An 18579-nucleotide genomic window follows, 5' to 3' on the forward strand; every position below is an offset into this window, starting at 1 on the left:
CGCCGGGTTCCAGCCTGGCAAGACCCGATGGCCCCGGTTGCGGCCCTGGTGCTCCACGCGGTGCAGCGCCTTGCCGTCGGTGAAGACGGCGCGCGTCTCGAACAACCACACCCGGTCCGTCGGCTCGGACGGCCACGTCAATTCACGGCCAAAGCGGCGTTGTCCATAGCGCCTGAGGTTGGCCTGGTTCGGCGTTGCTTTGTCGAAGTTGCTGTCGTAGAGCACCGCATTCGCGGCGATCTCGGGCTCGAGCATGGCCACTGTGAATTCTTCGTCGAAGGCAATGCCGAAGCGGAAGTAATTGCGCTTGGTGACTGTCAGGCCCTGGGTCAAGGTCGCCCAGTTCATTGCATGCACCGTGTGGACCACGTCGATGCGCACCCAGAGGATCTGCAGGGCGGCCTGCTTGCGTTGCCATGCGCTCAGCAGTTGCGCGCCACGCTGCCACGTGGCACCGAAGTCCTTGCCACGCGCCACGACGACGTGCGCGCGCTCCTGGCCGGTGCAGGCAGACATGAAGAGCACGCCGGGTTTTCCGGCGGGGCCCGACGATGCCGCGCGGCACTCATCCCACAGTTCGGAGCCCGCAGGGCGTGCCTTGGCCAACAATTCACTCAGGCTCATGTATCGGATCTTTTTGCAATGAGGGGGTCAACGCCAGAAATGCCTCGAGTTCGGGCGAGTTCGCCAGACCCGCGCGGCGGGCCTCGAGGCGGACCACGCTCTGCATCCGTCCGAAGATGTCCGCGTCAAATTGAGCGGAGCGCTGGTCAGCCTCTTTCCATTGGTAGGCAGGCCAGCCTTGTCGCGCTCCGATGTCGCGGTCGAGCGACGCCAGCGATTCGAATACCGCCTTCACGAAGGCAGCGCCGTGCAGCTCATCGTCATGGACCACCCGACCGCCGTCGACGTAAGCCAGGTGTGCCACCGCAGCCGGCAGTCTCATGCGGCCCACCGGGTCCAGCAGCAGGGCAAGGCGATTCCAGAAATTGCTTGCCGCGTATGTCGTGCCGAAGACCTGCTCCTGCAAAGACACCGACGACAGCGGCAACGGTTTCTGCGGGCCGCTGCCGAGCCGCAGTGCGTACTCGGCCCATCGCGCCGTGCCTTCGAGAAACCAGCGTGGCTTGAACATGGTGTACCCGTACTGGTACAGGTGAAAGAGTTCGTGGACCGGCGTCACGTTCTGGTTGGCGTGGCTGTTGAGCAGATCGATGCGCAATGCGCATTGGCCGGTGGCGCCGTCGAATCCGAGACGGTAGTTCCTGACCTCGTCGTAGGCCAGGCCGTTGCCTCTTTCCATCTTCAGCATGAACACGTCGATAGACGTCGCTTGCGCGTAGCGCGGTTGCTTCAGTGGCGCCACGAAGCCCATCAGGTCGCTGAACAGGTGGCGGCCTGCCACCAACTGCGTTGCGACGTCCTCCACCTTGTCGGGGATGCCGTTGCCGTTCAGGTCGCGCTGGTCCTTCAGTGCGTGAGGACCTGCCAAGGCATACACGATGCGGAACTCATCGCGGACATGGATTCGTTCCAGCATCGGGAATGCCTGGCTGGTGCCCGGCCGGCACGGTCCCGAGGGAGGCTGCTGCGCCTGTGCCGCCGATCCTGCACAAGCCAGACACAGCAACACCGCGATGCGAAGTGCAAGCCCTGGCCTCCGATGCCGTTCGCTCCCGCCCTGTAGCGCGTGCACGCTCAGTTCGCCATCGAATGCGCAAAGAGGCTCAGGTCGGCAGCCTGCTCTTCCTGGTGCAAGGGGCTCCGCTCGCGTGCGACGGGCAGCCAAGGCTCGGCGAGTTTCTCGAAAGGCGGGTTCACGCTCAGCCCCATCAGCAGATGCACCCGATGGGAGGGCGCGTTGCTGCGATTGACTGCACGATGATTCACGTCGACCCGCACCATCCAGGCGGAACCGTCCGCCGGCAGATGAACGCTCTCGATGCTTCCATCGTCACGCTGCCATTCGAAGAAGCAGTTGGGATTGGTAATGAGGGGGATGTGCAGCCGCCATGTTTCCACTTTGGCGTCTGTGTGCAGCGGCATCTCTGCACCCTCGCTCTCCAGTTGCATGATCCGAGCCCGGTAAGGCTTCAAGCCTGTGCGGCCCAAGTCGTCGATGACCTGGGCCAGGCTGCCACTGCAGGCGTCGGTGGGATTCACACCCCGCGTGTTGGATCCGCCAGGTGCAATGCGGCGAATGCCATCGTCCAGCGTTCCATCGCGGCTGGTGACCGCCCAACCGACGTAATCCACCCTGTTGTCTCTGTAGGGGGTCGACGGCATTTTCTGGACATGATCGAGAAAATGCGCGCGCAGCGCTTCGGGGTCTGTCTTGAAGTCTTTCAAGCGTGCGAACAGGACGTCTTTGGACTGGTTCATGGGTCTTCCTCACAGCGGCGTTGCGACTTCGAGCGCACTTGGCAATCGAAAGAGGCAGGACTTGCCGCGGAAATAATTGGGGGAGATGAAGGCCTTCGTCGGCCGGCTCGAGCACTGCGCCGGTCAGACGCGAGGCCGCCTTCAGAAGTGACTGCCGGACTCGGTCCAGCGTCGCCGTCAACTTGGGTCTACACGAGGAGGGCCGTCGGGCACGGGGGCCGCATCGGGCACTCAGGCCATCGGAACGGAAGATTCAGGAAACTGCCGGTGTCATGGCGCGCGGCCGCCTGTGCGGCCGTTGAAAGGACATCGAGTCGCCCCACAACAAGGGGGAAGTCGTCGAGCTCCGTCTGTCCGGACGCGCTGTCGTGTTGTTGTCCGGAGCCGTTGCTGCCTTGGGCGACCGATGATGTCATCTCATCCGGTTCCCCTGCGGCGCTGTCGGTCATGCCTGCTTGCGCAAACAAAACGTCCTGCATCACCGCAGCACAGCCGTGACAACACAGCAGAATTGCGAGGAATAACAGTGAAATGGATATTCGACTCATGACGGTCATCTGGTGACAATTCACCGGTCGAATCAGTCTATTTCCTTGCCAGCCTGCTGTCACTCGGCCAAGCTTATTTCTACGGAAACCAGTAGGCGTCGGAAATCAACTCCTCAATTGAAAACCGACGACGCACCTTGCAGAAATTATTTTCGGGAGCGCAAGCTCGCTTCGGCGTTCGGCAGCCATTTGCATATACAAAAGTACTGCAACGCAATTCACCTGAACCTATTGCTCGGTACTAATGATGGACTCAGCCAATAGCTGAACGCCAAAATCAATACGAGCTCAAGAAGATGTCAATTCATCTTGCGAGAGTGAGGGCTCGCGATGGCGTGCGATCTCTCGAACCTCCGCCCACCATGTGGACCATCGCTGCGCGATCTTGTCCGCCGTGAAGCGCTCTGCGGACGCCAATGCGCCGAAGCGAAGGTCATACGCTTTCTGGGGGTCTTCCAGCAACGTGACGATCGCATCGGCCATCGCGCCGATCTCTCCGGGGGGAACCAGGATGCCGGCATGCCGGCCCTCCAGCAGATCCTTCGGACCGTACTTCACCGAGAACGCCACCAGCGGACGCGCGTGGGCCAGGCACTCCAATCCGAACTGCGAGAAGCCCTCCTCTCTGGACGCCATCACGCCCAGGCTCGATTCCCTGAAGAGCGTCGCGACATCGCTTGCATAGCCGTGGATGTGGATGCTTCCTGCCAGGCCGGTGGCGTTGACGCGCGCCTGGAGCGCCGCCTGCAAGGGGCCGACGCCGTGGGTGTGCAACTGCGCGTCGGGGATCTTTTTCAGGACCCGTTCGAACGCCTGGAACAGCAGCTCATGCTGCTTCTCCGGTGTGTAGCGCGCCAGATAGATCACCCGTTTCTCCGGGGATGACGCGGTTTCGACGGTCTCCGGCACACGGGCCAACGCGTGCGGAATCACTTTCAGTTTCGCCGCCGGCACACCGGCTTCGAGCAGGTCCTGATGCTGCTCTTCAGTGGCAACGATGAGGCCGTCGCAAGCGTCTGGATCTTCGAACAGGTGCCGATAGCTGCTCTTCAGTTGTCCGTTGGGCAGCCGATGGGCGCTGTGCAAGAAAGCACTGACCGTGCAGTGAAGCCGCTGGCTCACCGCACTCTGCCGCAGCTTGCGGTACATCTTGTTCTTGTCGACGAGAAAGTGCCAGGTGACGTCTGGCTCCAGATTGGCACTCATCATCGCGCAGACAAAATCGCTCTCGGTCGCGTAAGTGATCGCGGCGCCCTGCGCATCGCGCAACTCGATGGCCTGCAGATCCGCGCCGCCCAGGCCCGATGCGAATGTCTTGCGCATCACGACCTGGCCGTTCGCCAGCTCGAATTCTTCGCAACCGGTCTGCGTTGAATCCCACGCGGCCGGGTGGCTGATCTTTTGCAGCGAAGGCTTGGCCGCATTCGGCTTGCCCCTTGCCAGCGGCGAGCCGGGCGCCGAAGGCAATGAAGCAAGCGGGGTGAGCAAGCCTTCGCCACTCATGTCGACCAGCCAGTCGTAGACATTGAGCACCTTCGTCTGCGGCGGCAGCATCCCAGAGTCCTTCAGGACCGCTTCAGTCTTGCGCAGCTGGGGAGCGAAGTTGCTGGTCAGGATCCACGGGGTGATGCCGAGTTGGCCCTGGAAGAGATGGGCTCTGCGGAGGCCGGCGATTTCGATGCCATTGCCGACCTGGCGCAGGTTTTCGTGCAGGAACAACAAGCGCTCCGCCCGGGAAGCCGCCGCGACGCCCGCCGCTTTTGGAAGGGTCGATGCAGGGTCGGCCTGGCGCGGCGATGTCCCAATGTCGTTCGTCAAACCCAACTCCTCGAGGTGCGTGCCGGCAGGATGCGTGGCGTCGAATTGTCAATGATGATCACACTGCGCGTCGCGCTTCGCTGCGTTGACGGTGCGTGTCGCTTCGGTGTGCGTGCCGCCTCGCGCGGTGACGCGCCTTCCCTCGACGGCCCGACGGCGCGACGGACTACTTTTGGATGCACGGCGTAACGGCATGCTGTCCCCACAGCCAGACACGGCAGACACAACACAGCAGGGGGCAAGCGATGAACAAGACCGAGGCCTTGGCGGCCATGGTGGAAGTGGCTCGGATCGGGCGCGGCATGACGCCCGCCGACGCACTCACTCACTTGGGCGAACTGATCGCGCAAGAGGCGCCGGACGATCCGGCGCATGACGCCAATGTCGAAAGACTGCTGCGCCTCGGCGCCTGCATCTGGTCACTGCGGCGCGGGCTGTTCTTGCCCGAGCCATCGGGGCGCGGCGATGCGCCGGAAGCCTCGCAGCAACCCCACGAGATCGCGCCCATCGGCACGCTGCCCGCGCGGGCATCGCACCCCGCTTCGCAACACCCGGTGATTCCGGCGCTGAGCACGTCGGTGCACTACGGGCTCGCGACGGCCTTCACACCACCCGATATTCCTCCACCACAAAGGCAGTGATCTCGGCCAGGAAGGTCTTGGCGTGCGCCATCGTGCGCTGGCCTTCGGGCGAGGCAAACGCGGCGTTCAGCGTGTCGGTGTTCTCGAACCACAGCTCCACGATGCCGTCGATCGGCAGCTCGGCGTAGCCGCAGGGAGTGCCCTTCTCGAACTCGCGCGCGACCACCACGTTCTGTCGGTAGCCGGCCACGCCGGGCATGCGGCGCACATGGCCGGCGTGCACCTTCCATTCGCGGCGGAAGTCGGCCTCTGACTGCGCGGCCGGGCGGCGCAGGGTCGAGATGCGCTTGAGCATCACCGGCCCCGCCGACGATGCGGGCGACGGCGGCGCGATGACCTCGGTCTGCTCGACGGTCACGATGTGCAGCCCGCCCAGAAAGTGCTGCTCGTCGGCACGAATCTCTGCAGCGAGCTCGCCGATGTTGAAGGCCGCATCGGCCTGCGCCGCCGCATCGAACTGCAGCTGCGAGAAGCCATCGAAGTCCCACGGGCCGCGCGCGAAGTCGATGCCGCGCTGCAGGCGATCGGTCACGCGGTTCTGGCGGTAGCCGCGCAGCGTGGGCAGGCGCGCGACGAGCGGGCCGTGGCGTTCGCGCCAGTGGCGGCTGAAGGCCTCGTCGGTCCAGCCGGGCTGCTTGCGGATCAGGCCCATGCGCAGGGTCGTGGTGGTCGGTTCGGTCATCGGTCGGTCTCCTTGTTGGATGGCATCTCTGCTTCGGCGCGTGCACGCGCCAGGCCGGGTGCGCGCTTGGCGAGCCACACGCCGTGGCGCACGGGCCAGCATTGGTACTGCGGGTCGGCGCCGAGCGTGGCGGCTGCGTGGTGCGGCCAGTAGGGGTCGAACAGGGCTTCGCGGCCGAGTGCGACGAGGTCGGCCTGACCCGCGGCGAGCACGGCCTCGGCCTGCTGCGCGTCGACGATCATTCCGACGGCCTGCGTGACCACGCCGGCATCGCGCCGGATGCGTTCCGAGAACGGCACCTGGAAGCCCAGGCCGCGCGGCACGGGCAGTGCGCGTGTCTCTTCGGTGAGGCCGCCCGACGAACAGTCGATCACGTCCACGCCGCAACGCTTCAGCTCGCGCGCGAGCACCACCGAGTCGTCGAGGTTCCAGCCGTCGAGCGTGCCGTCCACGGCCGAGAGGCGGCAGAACAGCGGCTTGCCGGCGGGCCATGCGGCACGCACGCGCTGCGCGATTTCCAAGGCGAGCGACATGCGGTTCTCGCGGCTGCCGCCGAGCGCGTCGTCGCGGTGGTTGGCGTTGGGCGACAGGAAGCTCGCCACCAGGTAGCCATGGCCAAAGTGCAGCTCGACCACGTCGAAGCCCGCCTTGTCGGCGCGCACGGTGGCATCGACAAAACGCTGCACGACCTCGGCCATGTCCGCCGCATCGAGCGCGCGCGGCGCCGACCAGCCGGGGCCGGCCGCGAGCGCGCTGGGGCCCAGGCGCTCCCACGGCTCGTCGTCGGCCGCCATGCGCGCCGGGTCGATGGCGGCACCGCCCTCCCACAGCGGCTCGCTGCCAGCCTTGCGGCCCGCGTGCGCGAGCTGCACGCCGATGGCGCTGCCCTGCGCGTGAACGAAATCGACCACGGCCTTCAGCGGCGCGATCTGGCTGTCGTTCCACAGGCCGAGGTCGGCGGTGCCGATGCGCCCGCGCGGATCGACGGCGGTGCTCTCGGTGAGGATCAGGCCCGCGCCGCCGAGCGCGAACTTGCCCAGGTGCACCAGGTGCCACGGCGTGGCATGGCCGCGCTCGGCGGCGTGCTGGCACATGGGCGAGATGACGACGCGGTTGGCGAGCGTGAGTTCGCGCAGCTGCAAAGGCTGGAACAGCAGGGGAAGAGATGAATCAGGCATGTGTGCAAGAAATTAGGAGGCCGGTGCAGCCACGGGCCGCGTGCCGAGCCAGGTGCCGGTCATCACCGCGGCAAAGCCGAACAGGTGCCACCACGTGAGCACTTCGCCCAGCAGCAGCGCCGCGAACAGCACGCCGAACACCGGCACCCAGTAGAGAAAGACGGCCGTGCGCGCCACGCCGATGACGGAGATCGCACGGTTCCAGATGAGGTTGCCCGCGGCGGTGGCCGCGATGCCCGAGAACAGCACCAGCGCCCACGGCCACATGCCGGGAAAGAGTTGCGCTGTGCCCAGCCGCGACGGCCCGAGCACGGTGTGCACTACGAGCATGAGCGTGCCGATGAGGTAGATGACCCAGCTGATCGACAGCGGATCGATCTGCCGCGCCAGCCGCTGCACGCCCACGCCGCCGATCGCGAAGCTCACCACCGACAGCGCGAGCATCAGGTCGCCGATGCCGGCGCTCGACAGCCCCGCGCCGGGGTGGCTCAGCACCACCGCGGCCACGCCCGCGAAGCCCAGCGCCACGCCCGCCATGCGGCGCGGCGTGAAGCGCTCGCCGAAGACCAGCGCGGCCATCAGCGCCGACACCAGCGGGCTCAGGGCCATGATGAGCGCGCCGTTGGTGGCGGTGGAACGCAGCAGCCCCTGCGCGAACAGGATCTGGTTGCCGTAGACCATGAGGAACGCGCAGCCCGCCATGATCGCGAGCTGCCGCGCCGTGAGCTTGGGGATGCCGCCGCGCCGCCACAGCACGATGGCGCTGAGCGCGCAGCACGCCACACCCATGCGCAGTGCCGAGAGCGGCAGCGTCTCGAAAGACGTGGTGAGCGCCTTCACGACCGACACGTTCACGCCCCACACCAGCATCGCGAGCAGCATCCAGCCCTGCACGGACACGGGCGTGGCGCCGTGCGAGGGCGCGGGTTGGCTCACCTCAGCTTTCGAGGGCGTTCCACATTTCGATGTCGCGCTCTGCGGTCCAGATGCGCGGGTGCACGTGGCCGGTGGCCTCGTCGTAAGCACGGGTCACGTCGAAGGGCATGCAGTGGTCGAAGATGACCCAGTGGCCGTAGGTCGGGCGCAGTGCGGCCACGGTTTCCTTGTAGATGACGTTGAGCGACTTGCCCTCGGCCACGCCGTTGTTCACCAGCGTGTAGACGTCGGAGATGAAGGCGCGCGTGGAGGCGATGGCCTTGCGCACATCCGCCGCGTTTTCCAGTGCGGCACCGCGGCCGGGCACCAGCTTCTCGAAGCCGAAGCCGGCCAGGCGGTCGAGCGTGGTGGGCCAGTCGCGGAAGTAACAGTCGCCCGCATAGGCGGTGCTCTGGTACTCGACGAGGTCGCCGGCGAAGCAGATCTTCTGGTCTTCGAGGTAGGCGATGGTGTCGCCCTTGGTGTGGCCGCGGCCGACCTGCGCGATCTTCACTTCGAGCTTCTTGCCGAGCCACACGCTCATCGTGCCGTCGAAGGTCATGGTGGGCCAGGTGAGACCGGCCGGCACCGACTCGACATTGCGGAACAGGCGTGGAAAGCGGCCGATCTCGCTGGCCTTGTCCTGCTCGCCGCGCTCGACGATCAGGTCGTAGGTGTCGCGGCTGGCCAGGATCTGCTCGGCGCCTTCCTTGAAGTACGCCGACGCGCCCAGCACGCGCACCGCGTGGTAGTGGCTCAGCAGCACGTACTTGATGGGCAGCGGCGTGACTTCGCGGATGCGGCGGATCACGTCCTGCGCCATCGCGGGCGTGGCCTGGGTGTCGACCACCATCACGGCCTCGTCGCCGATGAAGACGCCGGTGTTGGGGTCGCCCTCGGCGGTGTAGGCGTAGGCGTTCTCCGAGAGGCGGGTGAAGGAGACCTTCTTTTCTTCGAGGTCGGCCTGGCTGGCGAATTTCTTGGTGGTCATTGGGGTTCCTTTGATGTGAGCAGTAAGAGTCAATGCGTGCCGAGGTACGCGGACTTCACCTTGGGGTTGTCGAGCAGCTCGCGGCCGGAGCCTTCGAGCGTGATGCAGCCGGTTTCGAGCACGTAGGCGCGGTCGGCCACGCCGAGCGCCTGCTTGGCCATCTGTTCCACCAGCAGGATCGTGAGACCCGAGCTGCGCAGCTGGCGGATGGCGTCGAAGATGTCCTTGATGATGAGCGGCGCCAGGCCCAGCGAGGGCTCGTCGAGCAGCAGCAGGCGCGGCTCGCTCATGAGCGCGCGGGCAATCGCGAGCATCTGCTGCTCGCCGCCCGACAGCGTGCCGGACAGTTGATGCTCGCGCTCCTTCAGACGCGGAAAGCGCGCGAACTCACGCTCGATGGCGCGCTCCACGAAGGCCTTGTCGTTGCGGCGCGAATACGCGCCGAGCATCAGGTTCTCGCGCACGCTCTGGTCGGGGAACACGCCGCGCCCTTCGGGCGACAGCGCCACGCCCAGGCCCACGCGCTGGTGCGCGGGCACCTGCGTGCAGTCCTTGCCGTCGATGAACACGCGGCCTTCGGCCACGGGCTCCAGCCCGACGATGCTCTTGAGCAGCGTGCTCTTGCCGGCGCCGTTGGCGCCGATGATGGTGACGACCTCGCCCGCGCGCACTTCCAGGCTCACGCCCTTGACGGCCTCGATGGCGCCGTACGAGACCTTCACCGATTCGATTTTCAACATGATGGTTTCGGTCCTCTGGCTCAGGCGGGCACGGCGGCCATGTCTTCTTCGTCGTCGACGCCCAGGTAGGCCTCGACCACGCGCGGATTCGACTGCACCTCGGCGGGCTTGCCTTCGGCGATCTTCACGCCGTAGTCGAGCACGATCACGTGGTCGGAGATCGACATCACGAGGTCCATGTGGTGCTCCACCATCAGGATCGACACGCCGCATTTGCCGATGCGCACCAGCAGTTCGCCGAGCTCGGCGGTCTCCTGCGGATTGAGGCCGGCGGCGGGCTCGTCGAGCAGCAGCAGCTGCGGCTCGGTGGCCAGCGCGCGCGCCAGTTCCACGCGGCGCTGCAGGCCGTAGGGCAGGCTGCCGGCGGGCCAGTGCGCCAGGTGGCCCAGGCCCACGAGGTCGAGCAGCTGCAGCGCGCGGTCGCGCGTGGCGCGCTCCTGCTTGCCGGCCGTGGGCCAGGCCACGAGCGACGACAGGAAGCCGTTGCTCATGCGGCTGTGCCGCCCGAGCATCACGTTGTCGAGCACCGAGAGATCGGCGAACAAACGCAGGTTCTGGAAGGTGCGGCCCATGCCCAGGCAGCAGATGGTGTGCGCCGGCTGGCCCACGATGTTGCGGCCCAGGAAGCGGATCACGCCCGCGTCGGGTTCGACCACGCCGGTGAGCATGTTGATCATGGTGCTCTTGCCGGCACCGTTCGGGCCGATGAGCGCGTGGATGTGGCCGCGCTGCAGGCGGAACGACACGTCCTGCGCGGGCTTCACGCCGCCGTACGACTTGGTCACGCCCTGCACCACCAGCAGCTCGCCTTCGCCGCCGGGACCGATCTGGCCCGGCACGCCGTTGCCGCCCGGCCCTTCGCCGCGATGGCGCGACTTCAGGAACCACTTGTTGAACAGGCCCACCACGCCGCCCGGCATGACGTACAGCGCGAACAGCAGCAAAAAGCCGTACAGGAAGTGCTGCGCCGAAGGCCAGCGCGCGAGCAGCGCGTCGGTCGCAGTGAGCAGCACCGCGCCCACGATGGGGCCGTACATCGAGCCCGCGCCGCCGAACAGCACCAGCAGCAGGATGAAGATCGACAGGTGGAAGGTGATGAAGTCGGAGTTGATGTACTGGTTCTGCTGCGCCACGAGCGCGCCCGCGATGCCGCAGGTGACGGCCGCGACCACGAAGGCCATGACCTTGGCGCGGTACACGCGCACGCCCACCGACGACGAGGCGATCTCGTCCGCCTGCAGCGACAGCAGCGCACGGCCGAAGCGGCCCTGCAGCAGGTTGCGCAGCAGCAGGTGCAGCGCGGCGCTGAGCACGATGCCCAGGATCACCCATTGCACGCTGCTCAGCGGCTGGCCGTTCCAGGTCAGCGGGCGGATGCCGTAGATGCCCTGCGCGCCGCCGAACACGTCGGTCCATTCGCCCACGAGCTTCTCGACCACGATGCCGAAGGCCAGCGTGACCATCGCAAGGTACGGGCCCTTCACGCGCAACGAGGGCAGTGCAATGAGCACGCCGCACACGCCCGAGACCACGGCCGCGATCACCAGCGCGAGCCACGGGCTCAGCTCGGTGCGCGAGGTGATGAGCGCGACCGCGTAGGCACCGGCCGCGAACAGGCCGGCCTGGCCCAGCGATTTCTGCCCCGCGTAGCCGACCAGCACGTTCATGCCGGCGGCGCACAGGTAGTAGACGCACATCATGAAGGCGATGCGCAGGTAGTAGTCGTTGCCGGACAGCGAGACGAGCCCGCACAGCACGGCCGCCACGAGCACCACGGCGGCGGGATGCATCAGGCGCTTCATACCTTCTCCACCGTCGAGCGGCCGAACAGGCCCGTGGGCCGGAAGGCCAGCACCAGAATGACGAGCGCGAACACCGCGACCTCGCGCCACTGCGCCTGCCAGAGGTTCACCATCGACTCGAGCACGCCGAGCAGAAAGCCGCCGATGACGCAGCCGCGCGGGTTGCTCAGCCCGCCGATCATGGCGCCCGAAAAACCCTTGAGCCCCACGGTCAGCCCCATGAAGAGCGAGGCCTGCGCGATGGGCGCAAGCAGAAAGCCCGACAGCCCCGCCAGCGCCGAGCTGACGACGAAGGCGCCGATCATCATGGCGTTGGTGTTGATGCCCATGAGGCTGGCGACGTTGCCGTTCTGCGCCACGGCGCGCATGGCCTTGCCGATCATGGTGCGGTTCATCACGCGGTCGAAGCCGATCATCACGACCACGGCCACGCCCAGCGTGAGCAGTTCCTGCGGGCGCACGCCCACGCCGAGCATGCGGATCACGGTGTCGCCCACGGGCGCGGGCACCACCACGGGCTTCGGGCCCCAGATGGCCAACCCCACGCTCTGCAGGATGACGCCGAAGCCCAGCGTGCTCATGACCCAGGCCATGCCGGGGCGGCCCGCGAAGGGCCGCACGCCCAGCACATAGAGCAGCCAGCCCAGGAAGCCCATCACGCCGAGCGCGGCGAGCAGCGCAAAGAGCTGCGCGCCCGCGCCGGGCACGGCGTCGCCGAAGGTGGTGGAACTGAGCGGCTTGCCCAGCACGAGGAACAGTGCGCTCATGCCGATGAACGCGCCGGCCGAGACGAACTCGCCGTGCGAGAAGTTCAGCGTCTTGGTCGTCGTGAACGTGATGCTGAATCCCAGCGCCACCAGCGCATAGGCACCGCCGACGGCGAGCCCGCTGATGAGCGCCTGCAGGAGCGCTTCAACCATGGTGTGTATCTCCGTTGCGGAACGAGGCGGTGCCCCGTTCCTTTTGTCTCAGACGTTTATTGCTTGAAGTCGGCCGGCTTGAGCGCACCGATCAGCGCGTCGCTGTAGGGCAGCAGCTTGCCGTCCTTCCAGCGGATCCAGACCAGGTCTTTCGCCGTCAGGGCTTCGTGGTTGGTCTTGCTGAAGGGCTTCTCGTAGGTCTTGAGCACGCCCTGCACCGGCGTCTTCAGGTCTTCGAGCGCGACACGCACGGCGGCGCCATCGGTGCTGTTGGCCTGCTTCATGGCCTGGGCCAGCAGCAGCACCGAGTCATAGCCGTGCAGCGCGAACGAGAACGAGCCCGGCGCCTTCAGCTTGCTGCCGATGCGGTCGAACAGCTTCTGCTGCGCGGGCGTGCGCGTTTCGCTCACGGTGCGCATGAAGATCGGCTTCTCGGCCAGCGCCTTGCCGGCCGCGTCGTAGAAGGTGATGTTGTCGGCCGCCCACGAGGTGAGCGTCAGCGGGAAGTAGTTGATCTTCTCCATGCTGCGCACCAGCTGCGCGATGGGCGTGCCCTGCGCCCACACCACGACGGTGTCGACATTGGCGGCCTTCATCTTGCTGAGCTGCGAGGTCATGTCGGTGTCGCCGACGCCGAAGCGCTCGGTGGCCGCGATCTTGATGTCCTGCAGCTTGGCGATTTCTTCCATGTCCTTCAGGCCGCCTTGACCGTAGCCGGTGGTCTCGGCCATGAGGCCCACGACCTTGGAGCCGGCCGTGTTGCGCTTCACGTAGGCCATGAGCGCGGCGACCTGTTCGCGGTCGACCATCGAGACGCGGAACATGTAGTTGTCGGCGCCGGGGCTCATCGGCTTGGTGATGTCGGTGCCCGAACCCACGTTGCCCAGCACGGGGATCTTCTTCTGGTTGGCGATGTGCTTCCAGGCCATGGCGTTGCCCGAGTTGGTGGGGCCGAACACCGCCACCACCTTTTCGTTGTCGACCAGGTCGCTCATGTTCTGGATCGACTTCGGCGGCGCCGAGACGTCGTCGCGCGTGACCAGCGTGAACTTCCGTCCGAGCGCGCCGCCGGCGGCGTTCAGGTCGGCAATGGCCGCCTCCATGCCCAGCACCGCGGCCTGGCCGCTCTGTGCCGAAGGCGAGGCCGAGAGGTCGCCGTTGTAGCCGAGCTTGATTTCTTGCGCGTAAGCACCGGCACTGAACGCAGCGAAGGCGGCGGTCGCGAGCAGGGTCTTGTACAGACGGATCGTTTTCATTCTTTGTCTCCTAAGGATTGACGGACGGGGAACGGGAAATCGAAAAGGAAAGGCAGAGGTTCAGACCGCGAGGAAGCCGCCATCCACCGGCAGCGTGATGCCGGTGACGTAGCGCGACATGTCGCTCGCCAGGAAGATCACCGGGCCCACGAGGTCTTCGGTCTGGCCGACGCGGCCCAGCGGGATGCGCGTCATGAACGACTCGAGGCGCTGCGGGTTCTCGCGCGTGGCGGCGGTCATGGGCGTTTCGATCACGCCGGGTGCGAGTGCGTTGACGCGCACGCCGGCCGGCGCGAGTTCCTGCGCCAGCGACTGCGTGAGCATCTTGATGGCGCCCTTCGAGGGCGCGTAGCCCAGGCTCGCGGCCTGCCCTGCATAGGCGGCGATGGAGGCGATGTTGATGATCGAGCCCTTCGTCTGCTTGAGCACGGGGATGAAGGCCAGCGTGGTGTTGAAGGTGCCGTGCACGTTCACGTCGATGGTCTTCTTCCAGTTGGCCGCGGCGTTCGGGCTGCTGGTGGTCTCGCGGATGATGATGCCGGCGTTGTTCACCAGCAGGTCGACGTTGCCGACCTCTTGCGCCACGCGCGCGGCCAGTGCATGGCAGGCCTCGGGCGCAGTGACGTCGAGCACGAACGACCAGGCCTCGCCGCCTTCGTTGCGCACCAGCTGCGCGGTCTCGGCCACGGTGGCTTCGTTCATGTCGGTGACGACGACGCGCGCGCCCGCCTGGGCAAGGCCGAGTGCGAGCGCACGGCCGTTGCCCTGGCCGGCGCCGGTGATCAGCGCGAGGCGACCTTCGAGCAGGCGTGGTGCGACGTGAGGAGGAAAGGGCATGGTCGGCTCCTTGAATGAATGAATGAATGAATGAATGCGTGCGTGCGTTGAATCGAGACGGGGTCAGGCGCCGCGCGGCACGGCCACGGCTTCGCGCTGTTCGACGTGCAAGGGCACGGCCACTTCGGCCTGCGCGACCTGCAGGCCCGCGACGTAGCCGAAGGTGAGCGCCGGGCCGAGCGTGATGCCCGCGCCGGGGTAGTTGCCGCCCATCACGCTGGCCGCGTCGTTGCCGACGGCGTACAGGCCCTTGATCGGCTGGCGGTCGGCGTCGAGCACGCGCGTCTTCTCGTCGGTGACGAGGCCGGCGAAGGTGCCGATGTCGCCGACGACGAGCTTGATCGCGTAGTACGGGCCGTGCTCGAGCGGTGCGACGCAGGGGTTCGGCGTGACGTTGGCATCGCCCTGGTAGCGGTTGTAGGCCTTGCTGCCCTTGCCGAACGCGGGGTCGTCGCCGGTGCGTGCGCCTTCGTTGAAGGCTTGCACGGTGGCTTCGAGCGCGGCGGGGGCGATGCCGATTTCTTTCGCCAGCTCGCCGATGCTCGCGCCGCGCTTCAGGTAGCCGGTCTTCAGGTGGCGGCCGATGGGCAGCGGTGCGGGCGCGACGCAGCCCAAGCCGTAGTCGCGCAGCGCCTTGTGGTCGCACAGCAGCCAGGCCGAGACCTCGGGCTCGCCGTCGCTTTCGCAGGCCTTGACCATCGCCTGCACGAAGTCGTGGTACGAGTTGCCTTCGTTCGCGAAGCGCTTGCCCTTGGGCGTGACCGCGATCACGCCGGGCTTGGCGCGGTCGATGAAGTGCGGCATCACGCCCTTGCTGCCGTCGGGCCGCGTCGTCACCGACGCCGGCACCCAAGCCGCGGCGTGGGGGATGGTGCCGTCGACACGGCCACCCACCGCTTCCGCCAGGCGCAGGCCGTCGCCGGTGTTCGTGGAGGGCGATGGCGAGTAGTGCTCCTTGCCGGTCGGTGCGTGCGGGAACAGTTGCTTGCGGCGCTCCACGTCGTACGGAAAACCGCCGCAGGCCAGCACCACGCCGCGCCTGGCGGTGATGCGCACCGACTGGCCTTCGTGCTGCACCACGGCGCCCGAAACGCCGTCGTACTCGACCACGAGCTTCTTCACCGGCGACGAGAGCCACACGGGAATGTCCAGGTCCATCGCGGCCTTGGCCAGGCGGCCGGCCAGCGCGTTGCCGTTGGTCAGCGTCATGCCGCGGCCGTGGCGCACCACGTCCAGGAAGTGCCGGCTCAGTCGCTTGGTCACGTACCAGAACGAGATCGGCGACTTGAAGGCCCGCATGAAGTGTTTGATCTCGGGGCCCGAGCCCAACATCATTCCGAACACCGTGAGTTCGGGCAGCGGCGGTGCCAGGTGCTTGATGCGCGCGCCGAGTTCGCGGCCGTCGAACGGGCGCGTGACCATCGAACGCCCGCCGGGCTGGCCGCCGGGCGCTTCGGCGTGGTAGTCGGGAAAGACGGCCGGCATGTCGAACTGCACGCAGGTGTTGCGCGTGAAGAAGTCGATGGCCTTGGGGCCCATGTCGAGGAAGGCGCCGACGCGCGCGGCGTCGAAGTGCGTCGTGGTCTCGTGCTGCATGTAGGCGAGCGCGGCGCCAGGCGGCTCATGGATGCCCTGCTCGGTGGCCAGGCGCGTGCCCGGAATCCACAGCCAGCCGCCCGAGCGCGCGGTGGTGCCGCCGAAGCGCGGCTCTTTCTCGACCACCAGCACCTTCAAACCCTGCGACGCCGCCGTGACGGCGGTGGCCATGCCCGATGCGCCGCTGCCGACGACGAGGACATCGCATTCCCACGTGTTCTGTTCCATCTCTCTGTTCGCTCTCGTGTTGTGTACGACTTAAGTGCGACGGAGTTTATGGAGCGATGTTGATATGGTCAAGTCGTTTAGTTACTATCAGATGATCAGTCATCGTCGATTGAACACGACAATATCAGTAAAAACCCTGATGGCTATACTCTCTCCCTCCCTCAACCCCCACGCCGGGCGCCCCATGGAAAAGCCAAGACGTGGCATTCAATCCGTCGAAATCGGAACGCAATTGCTGGTCGCGCTCGGGCGGCACGTGGCGCCCATGGCGCTGCGCGATCTCGGCAAGGCCGCCGGCATTCCGGTCGGCAAGGCGCACCCCTACCTCGTCAGTTTTCTGAAGGTCGGGTTCGTGGTGCAGGACGGCGCCGGCCGCTACGAGCTGGGCCCGCTGGCCCTGCAGTTGGGCCTGGCCAAGCTGCAGCGGCTCGATCCGATCAAGGAAGCGTCGCCGCTCATCGAGGCGCTGGCGTCCGAAACCGAACAGAGCATTGCGGTCGCGGTCTGGGGCAACTTCGGGCCGACCGTGGTGCGGCTGGAAGAACCGATCCACCCGCTGCACGTGAACCTGCGCACCGGCACCGTGATGTCGCTGGCCTACACGGCCACGGGACGTCTGTTTGCGGCCTACCTGCCGCCGAAGGTGGTGGAAAAGATGATGGTGGACGACCTCGCGCGTCTGCGCGGGCCGGCCGGCGGCCGCGGTGCCGAAGAGCTGTCGACCTCGCAGATCGAGGCGCTGCTGGTCGAGACGCGGCTGCACGGCATGTCGCGCACGCTGGGCCAGCCGATTCCGGGCATCGACGCCTTCTGCGCGCCGGTGTTCGACTCGACCAACAACCTGGTGCTGGGCATCACGGCCATGGGCCCCGAGGCCACCTTCGACAGCGACTGGAACGGCCGCGTAGCCGTGCCGCTGAAGGCCTGCGCGCTGGAAATCTCGCGGCGCCTGGGCTTCGTGGCGACCGACGCGCCGGCTTGATTTGTAGGCAGGCGCTCACGCGCTTGGTTTGACTTATCCCGCACGCGCGGGCCGGCGGCGCGGCCACTGTAGAGGCCTACCTACCTCACGGAGACCGGTCATGAAAAGCATCATCCTTTGGCTCTGCGGCGTGCCGCTGATCGTGATCATCGGGCTGAAGGTGTTCGGCATTCTCTGACCAGTCCGGCTCCGGCCTCGAGACGAACGATCCCGTTTCCTCCTCACGGCGCATTCTTGCGTCGTTACAGCGCCCCTCCCGGGGCGCTTTTTTTGCGGATCGATCCGGTCAGTGCCGCTCAGTGGGTATTGCGGCGCAGCTGCTGCACGTCTTCATGCAGCGAATGCGCCCAGCTGCGGCGTTCGCGGCTGTACGACGGCTGCGACTCGCCGAAGCGCACGATGGCCAGCAGCGGCGGCGCGCGCAACGTGTTCCACACCGAGGTCAACAGGCTGTCGTCGTCGATGTAACGCGGCGCCTGGCTGGTCTCGCCGGTGGCGGCATCGGCAAAGCGCAGCGCGGCCGGGATCACGGGCGCGCCCGAGGAAATCGCGGCCTGCAGCAGGTTGGCGTGGAACGGCAGCAGCCCGCGCCCGTCGCTCGTGGTGCCTTCGGGGAACACGCCGATGAGGTCGCCGCCGCGCAGCGCCTCGGTCATGTGGTGCACGACGCGCATGGCGTCGCGGCGCCGTTCACGCTCGATGTAGAGCGTGCCCGCGCCGGTGGAAAGCGTGCCGATCACCGGCCACTGCTTGACGTCCGACTTCGACACGAAGCGCACATGGCGCGCCGCGTGGATGGCGGTGATGTCGAGCCACGAGAGGTGGTTGCAGATGAGCAGCGCCGGCCCGTGCGCGGGCGGCTCGCCCTGCACGCGCAGCGTGACGCCCATGATCTGCAGCATGCGCGCCGACCAGGCCTGCACGCGCGCGCTGCGCTCGTCGGGCGACAGGTTCGGAAAGGCGAAACGGATCGTCCACCAGCCGGACAGCGCATGCGACGCCGCATGCAGCAATCGCCAGCCGGCCTTCAACGAGTGCAGCATCTGGACGCGGACCCTCTTCT

General features: G+C 66.7%; 17 protein-coding genes. 2 read left to right on the forward strand and 15 right to left on the reverse strand.

The annotated features are described in order from the left end of the window. Window positions 1-610: 610 nt before the first annotated feature. The 4 genes from IG196_RS26215 to IG196_RS26230 form a co-directional block, all read right to left on the reverse strand. A complete protein-coding gene (locus IG196_RS26215) occupies window positions 611-1540 on the reverse strand; it encodes a hypothetical protein (RefSeq protein ID WP_192193649.1) in 930 nt (309 codons plus the stop codon). A 158-nt stretch (window positions 1541-1698) separates the two neighbouring features. After that, window positions 1699-2382, reverse strand: a complete 684-nt coding sequence (locus tag IG196_RS26220) for an aspartyl/asparaginyl beta-hydroxylase domain-containing protein (RefSeq protein ID WP_192193650.1) — start codon at window positions 2380-2382, stop codon at window positions 1699-1701. A 188-nt stretch (window positions 2383-2570) separates the two neighbouring features. Then, on the reverse strand, window positions 2571-2939 hold the full coding sequence (locus IG196_RS26225) for a hypothetical protein (protein WP_192193651.1): 369 nt from the start codon (window positions 2937-2939) through the stop codon (window positions 2571-2573). 279 nt (window positions 2940-3218) lie between these two features. Beyond that, on the reverse strand, window positions 3219-4748 hold the full coding sequence (locus IG196_RS26230; RefSeq protein WP_192193652.1) for a glycosyltransferase: 1530 nt from the start codon (window positions 4746-4748) through the stop codon (window positions 3219-3221). 245 nt (window positions 4749-4993) lie between these two features. Between IG196_RS26230 and IG196_RS32160 the strand changes: the two genes are divergently transcribed. Beyond that, window positions 4994-5389, forward strand: a complete 396-nt coding sequence (locus IG196_RS32160; protein WP_225616807.1) for a hypothetical protein — start codon at window positions 4994-4996, stop codon at window positions 5387-5389. Here IG196_RS32160 and IG196_RS26240 read toward each other — a convergent pair. From IG196_RS26240 to IG196_RS26285, 10 genes are all read right to left on the reverse strand, one after another. Continuing rightward, on the reverse strand, window positions 5352-6071 hold the full coding sequence (locus IG196_RS26240; protein WP_192193653.1) for an EthD family reductase: 720 nt from the start codon (window positions 6069-6071) through the stop codon (window positions 5352-5354). The genes IG196_RS32160 and IG196_RS26240 overlap by 38 nt on opposite strands. Beyond that, on the reverse strand, window positions 6068-7249 hold the full coding sequence (locus IG196_RS26245) for an NADH:flavin oxidoreductase/NADH oxidase (RefSeq protein WP_192193654.1): 1182 nt from the start codon (window positions 7247-7249) through the stop codon (window positions 6068-6070). Before IG196_RS26245 ends, IG196_RS26240 begins: the two co-directional genes overlap by 4 nt. Before the next feature lie 12 nt (window positions 7250-7261). Further along, window positions 7262-8185: a DMT family transporter gene (locus IG196_RS26250; RefSeq protein ID WP_225616808.1), complete on the reverse strand. Its 924-nt coding sequence runs from the start codon at window positions 8183-8185 to the stop codon at window positions 7262-7264. 1 nt (window position 8186) lies between these two features. Next, the gene (locus IG196_RS26255; protein WP_095746773.1) at window positions 8187-9155 is read right to left on the reverse strand and encodes an MBL fold metallo-hydrolase; all 969 of its coding nucleotides are present in this window, start codon (window positions 9153-9155) and stop codon (window positions 8187-8189) included. A 29-nt stretch (window positions 9156-9184) separates the two neighbouring features. Next, window positions 9185-9895, reverse strand: a complete 711-nt coding sequence (locus tag IG196_RS26260) for an ABC transporter ATP-binding protein (protein WP_192193655.1) — start codon at window positions 9893-9895, stop codon at window positions 9185-9187. Window positions 9896-9915: 20 nt separating this feature from the next. Further along, window positions 9916-11697 carry an ABC transporter permease subunit gene (locus IG196_RS26265; protein WP_192193656.1) on the reverse strand — a complete coding sequence of 594 codons (1782 nt, stop codon included), beginning with the start codon at window positions 11695-11697 and terminating at the stop codon, window positions 9916-9918. Then, window positions 11694-12617: a branched-chain amino acid ABC transporter permease gene (locus IG196_RS26270; protein ID WP_192193657.1), complete on the reverse strand. Its 924-nt coding sequence runs from the start codon at window positions 12615-12617 to the stop codon at window positions 11694-11696. The genes IG196_RS26265 and IG196_RS26270 overlap by 4 nt, the downstream gene beginning before the upstream one ends. Window positions 12618-12673: 56 nt before the next feature. Beyond that, the gene (locus tag IG196_RS26275; protein WP_192193658.1) at window positions 12674-13873 is read right to left on the reverse strand and encodes an ABC transporter substrate-binding protein; all 1200 of its coding nucleotides are present in this window, start codon (window positions 13871-13873) and stop codon (window positions 12674-12676) included. Window positions 13874-13933: 60 nt separating this feature from the next. Continuing rightward, on the reverse strand, window positions 13934-14710 hold the full coding sequence (locus IG196_RS26280; protein ID WP_192193659.1) for an SDR family NAD(P)-dependent oxidoreductase: 777 nt from the start codon (window positions 14708-14710) through the stop codon (window positions 13934-13936). 63 nt (window positions 14711-14773) lie between these two features. After that, complete coding sequence (locus IG196_RS26285; RefSeq protein WP_192193660.1) at window positions 14774-16534, reverse strand: FAD-dependent oxidoreductase; 1761 nt, start codon at window positions 16532-16534, stop codon at window positions 14774-14776. Window positions 16535-16718: 184 nt separating this feature from the next. Between IG196_RS26285 and IG196_RS26290 the strand changes: the two genes are divergently transcribed. Continuing rightward, a complete protein-coding gene (locus IG196_RS26290) occupies window positions 16719-17516 on the forward strand; it encodes an IclR family transcriptional regulator (protein WP_192193661.1) in 798 nt (265 codons plus the stop codon). A gap of 296 nt (window positions 17517-17812) precedes the next feature. Here IG196_RS26290 and IG196_RS26295 read toward each other — a convergent pair whose 3' ends face one another. Continuing rightward, on the reverse strand, window positions 17813-18559 hold the full coding sequence (locus IG196_RS26295; RefSeq protein ID WP_192193662.1) for a lysophospholipid acyltransferase family protein: 747 nt from the start codon (window positions 18557-18559) through the stop codon (window positions 17813-17815). Window positions 18560-18579: the final 20 nt, after the last annotated feature.

Source organism: Variovorax sp. 38R (assembly GCF_014843395.1).
Lineage (GTDB): Bacteria > Pseudomonadota > Gammaproteobacteria > Burkholderiales > Burkholderiaceae_C > Variovorax > Variovorax paradoxus_H.

What these genes read in the sequence shown, in the direction of transcription:
- IG196_RS26280 (WP_192193659.1), bottom strand. Translation starts at nt 14,710, where the DNA reads ATGCCCTTTCCTCCTCACGTCGCACCACGCCTGCTCGAAGGTCGCCTC.
- IG196_RS32160 (WP_225616807.1), top strand. Translation starts at nt 4,994, where the DNA reads ATGAACAAGACCGAGGCCTTGGCGGCCATGGTGGAAGTGGCTCGGATC.
- IG196_RS26290 (WP_192193661.1), top strand. Translation starts at nt 16,719, where the DNA reads ATGGAAAAGCCAAGACGTGGCATTCAATCCGTCGAAATCGGAACGCAA.
- IG196_RS26270 (WP_192193657.1), bottom strand. Translation starts at nt 12,617, where the DNA reads ATGGTTGAAGCGCTCCTGCAGGCGCTCATCAGCGGGCTCGCCGTCGGC.
- IG196_RS26260 (WP_192193655.1), bottom strand. Translation starts at nt 9,895, where the DNA reads ATGTTGAAAATCGAATCGGTGAAGGTCTCGTACGGCGCCATCGAGGCC.
- IG196_RS26285 (WP_192193660.1), bottom strand. Translation starts at nt 16,534, where the DNA reads ATGGAACAGAACACGTGGGAATGCGATGTCCTCGTCGTCGGCAGCGGC.
- IG196_RS26245 (WP_192193654.1), bottom strand. Translation starts at nt 7,249, where the DNA reads ATGCCTGATTCATCTCTTCCCCTGCTGTTCCAGCCTTTGCAGCTGCGC.
- IG196_RS26240 (WP_192193653.1), bottom strand. Translation starts at nt 6,071, where the DNA reads ATGACCGAACCGACCACCACGACCCTGCGCATGGGCCTGATCCGCAAG.
- IG196_RS26275 (WP_192193658.1), bottom strand. Translation starts at nt 13,873, where the DNA reads ATGAAAACGATCCGTCTGTACAAGACCCTGCTCGCGACCGCCGCCTTC.
- IG196_RS26215 (WP_192193649.1), bottom strand. Translation starts at nt 1,540, where the DNA reads ATGCTGGAACGAATCCATGTCCGCGATGAGTTCCGCATCGTGTATGCC.
- IG196_RS26295 (WP_192193662.1), bottom strand. Translation starts at nt 18,559, where the DNA reads ATGCTGCACTCGTTGAAGGCCGGCTGGCGATTGCTGCATGCGGCGTCG.
- IG196_RS26255 (WP_095746773.1), bottom strand. Translation starts at nt 9,155, where the DNA reads ATGACCACCAAGAAATTCGCCAGCCAGGCCGACCTCGAAGAAAAGAAG.
- IG196_RS26220 (WP_192193650.1), bottom strand. Translation starts at nt 2,382, where the DNA reads ATGAACCAGTCCAAAGACGTCCTGTTCGCACGCTTGAAAGACTTCAAG.
- IG196_RS26225 (WP_192193651.1), bottom strand. Translation starts at nt 2,939, where the DNA reads ATGACCGTCATGAGTCGAATATCCATTTCACTGTTATTCCTCGCAATT.
- IG196_RS26265 (WP_192193656.1), bottom strand. Translation starts at nt 11,697, where the DNA reads ATGAAGCGCCTGATGCATCCCGCCGCCGTGGTGCTCGTGGCGGCCGTG.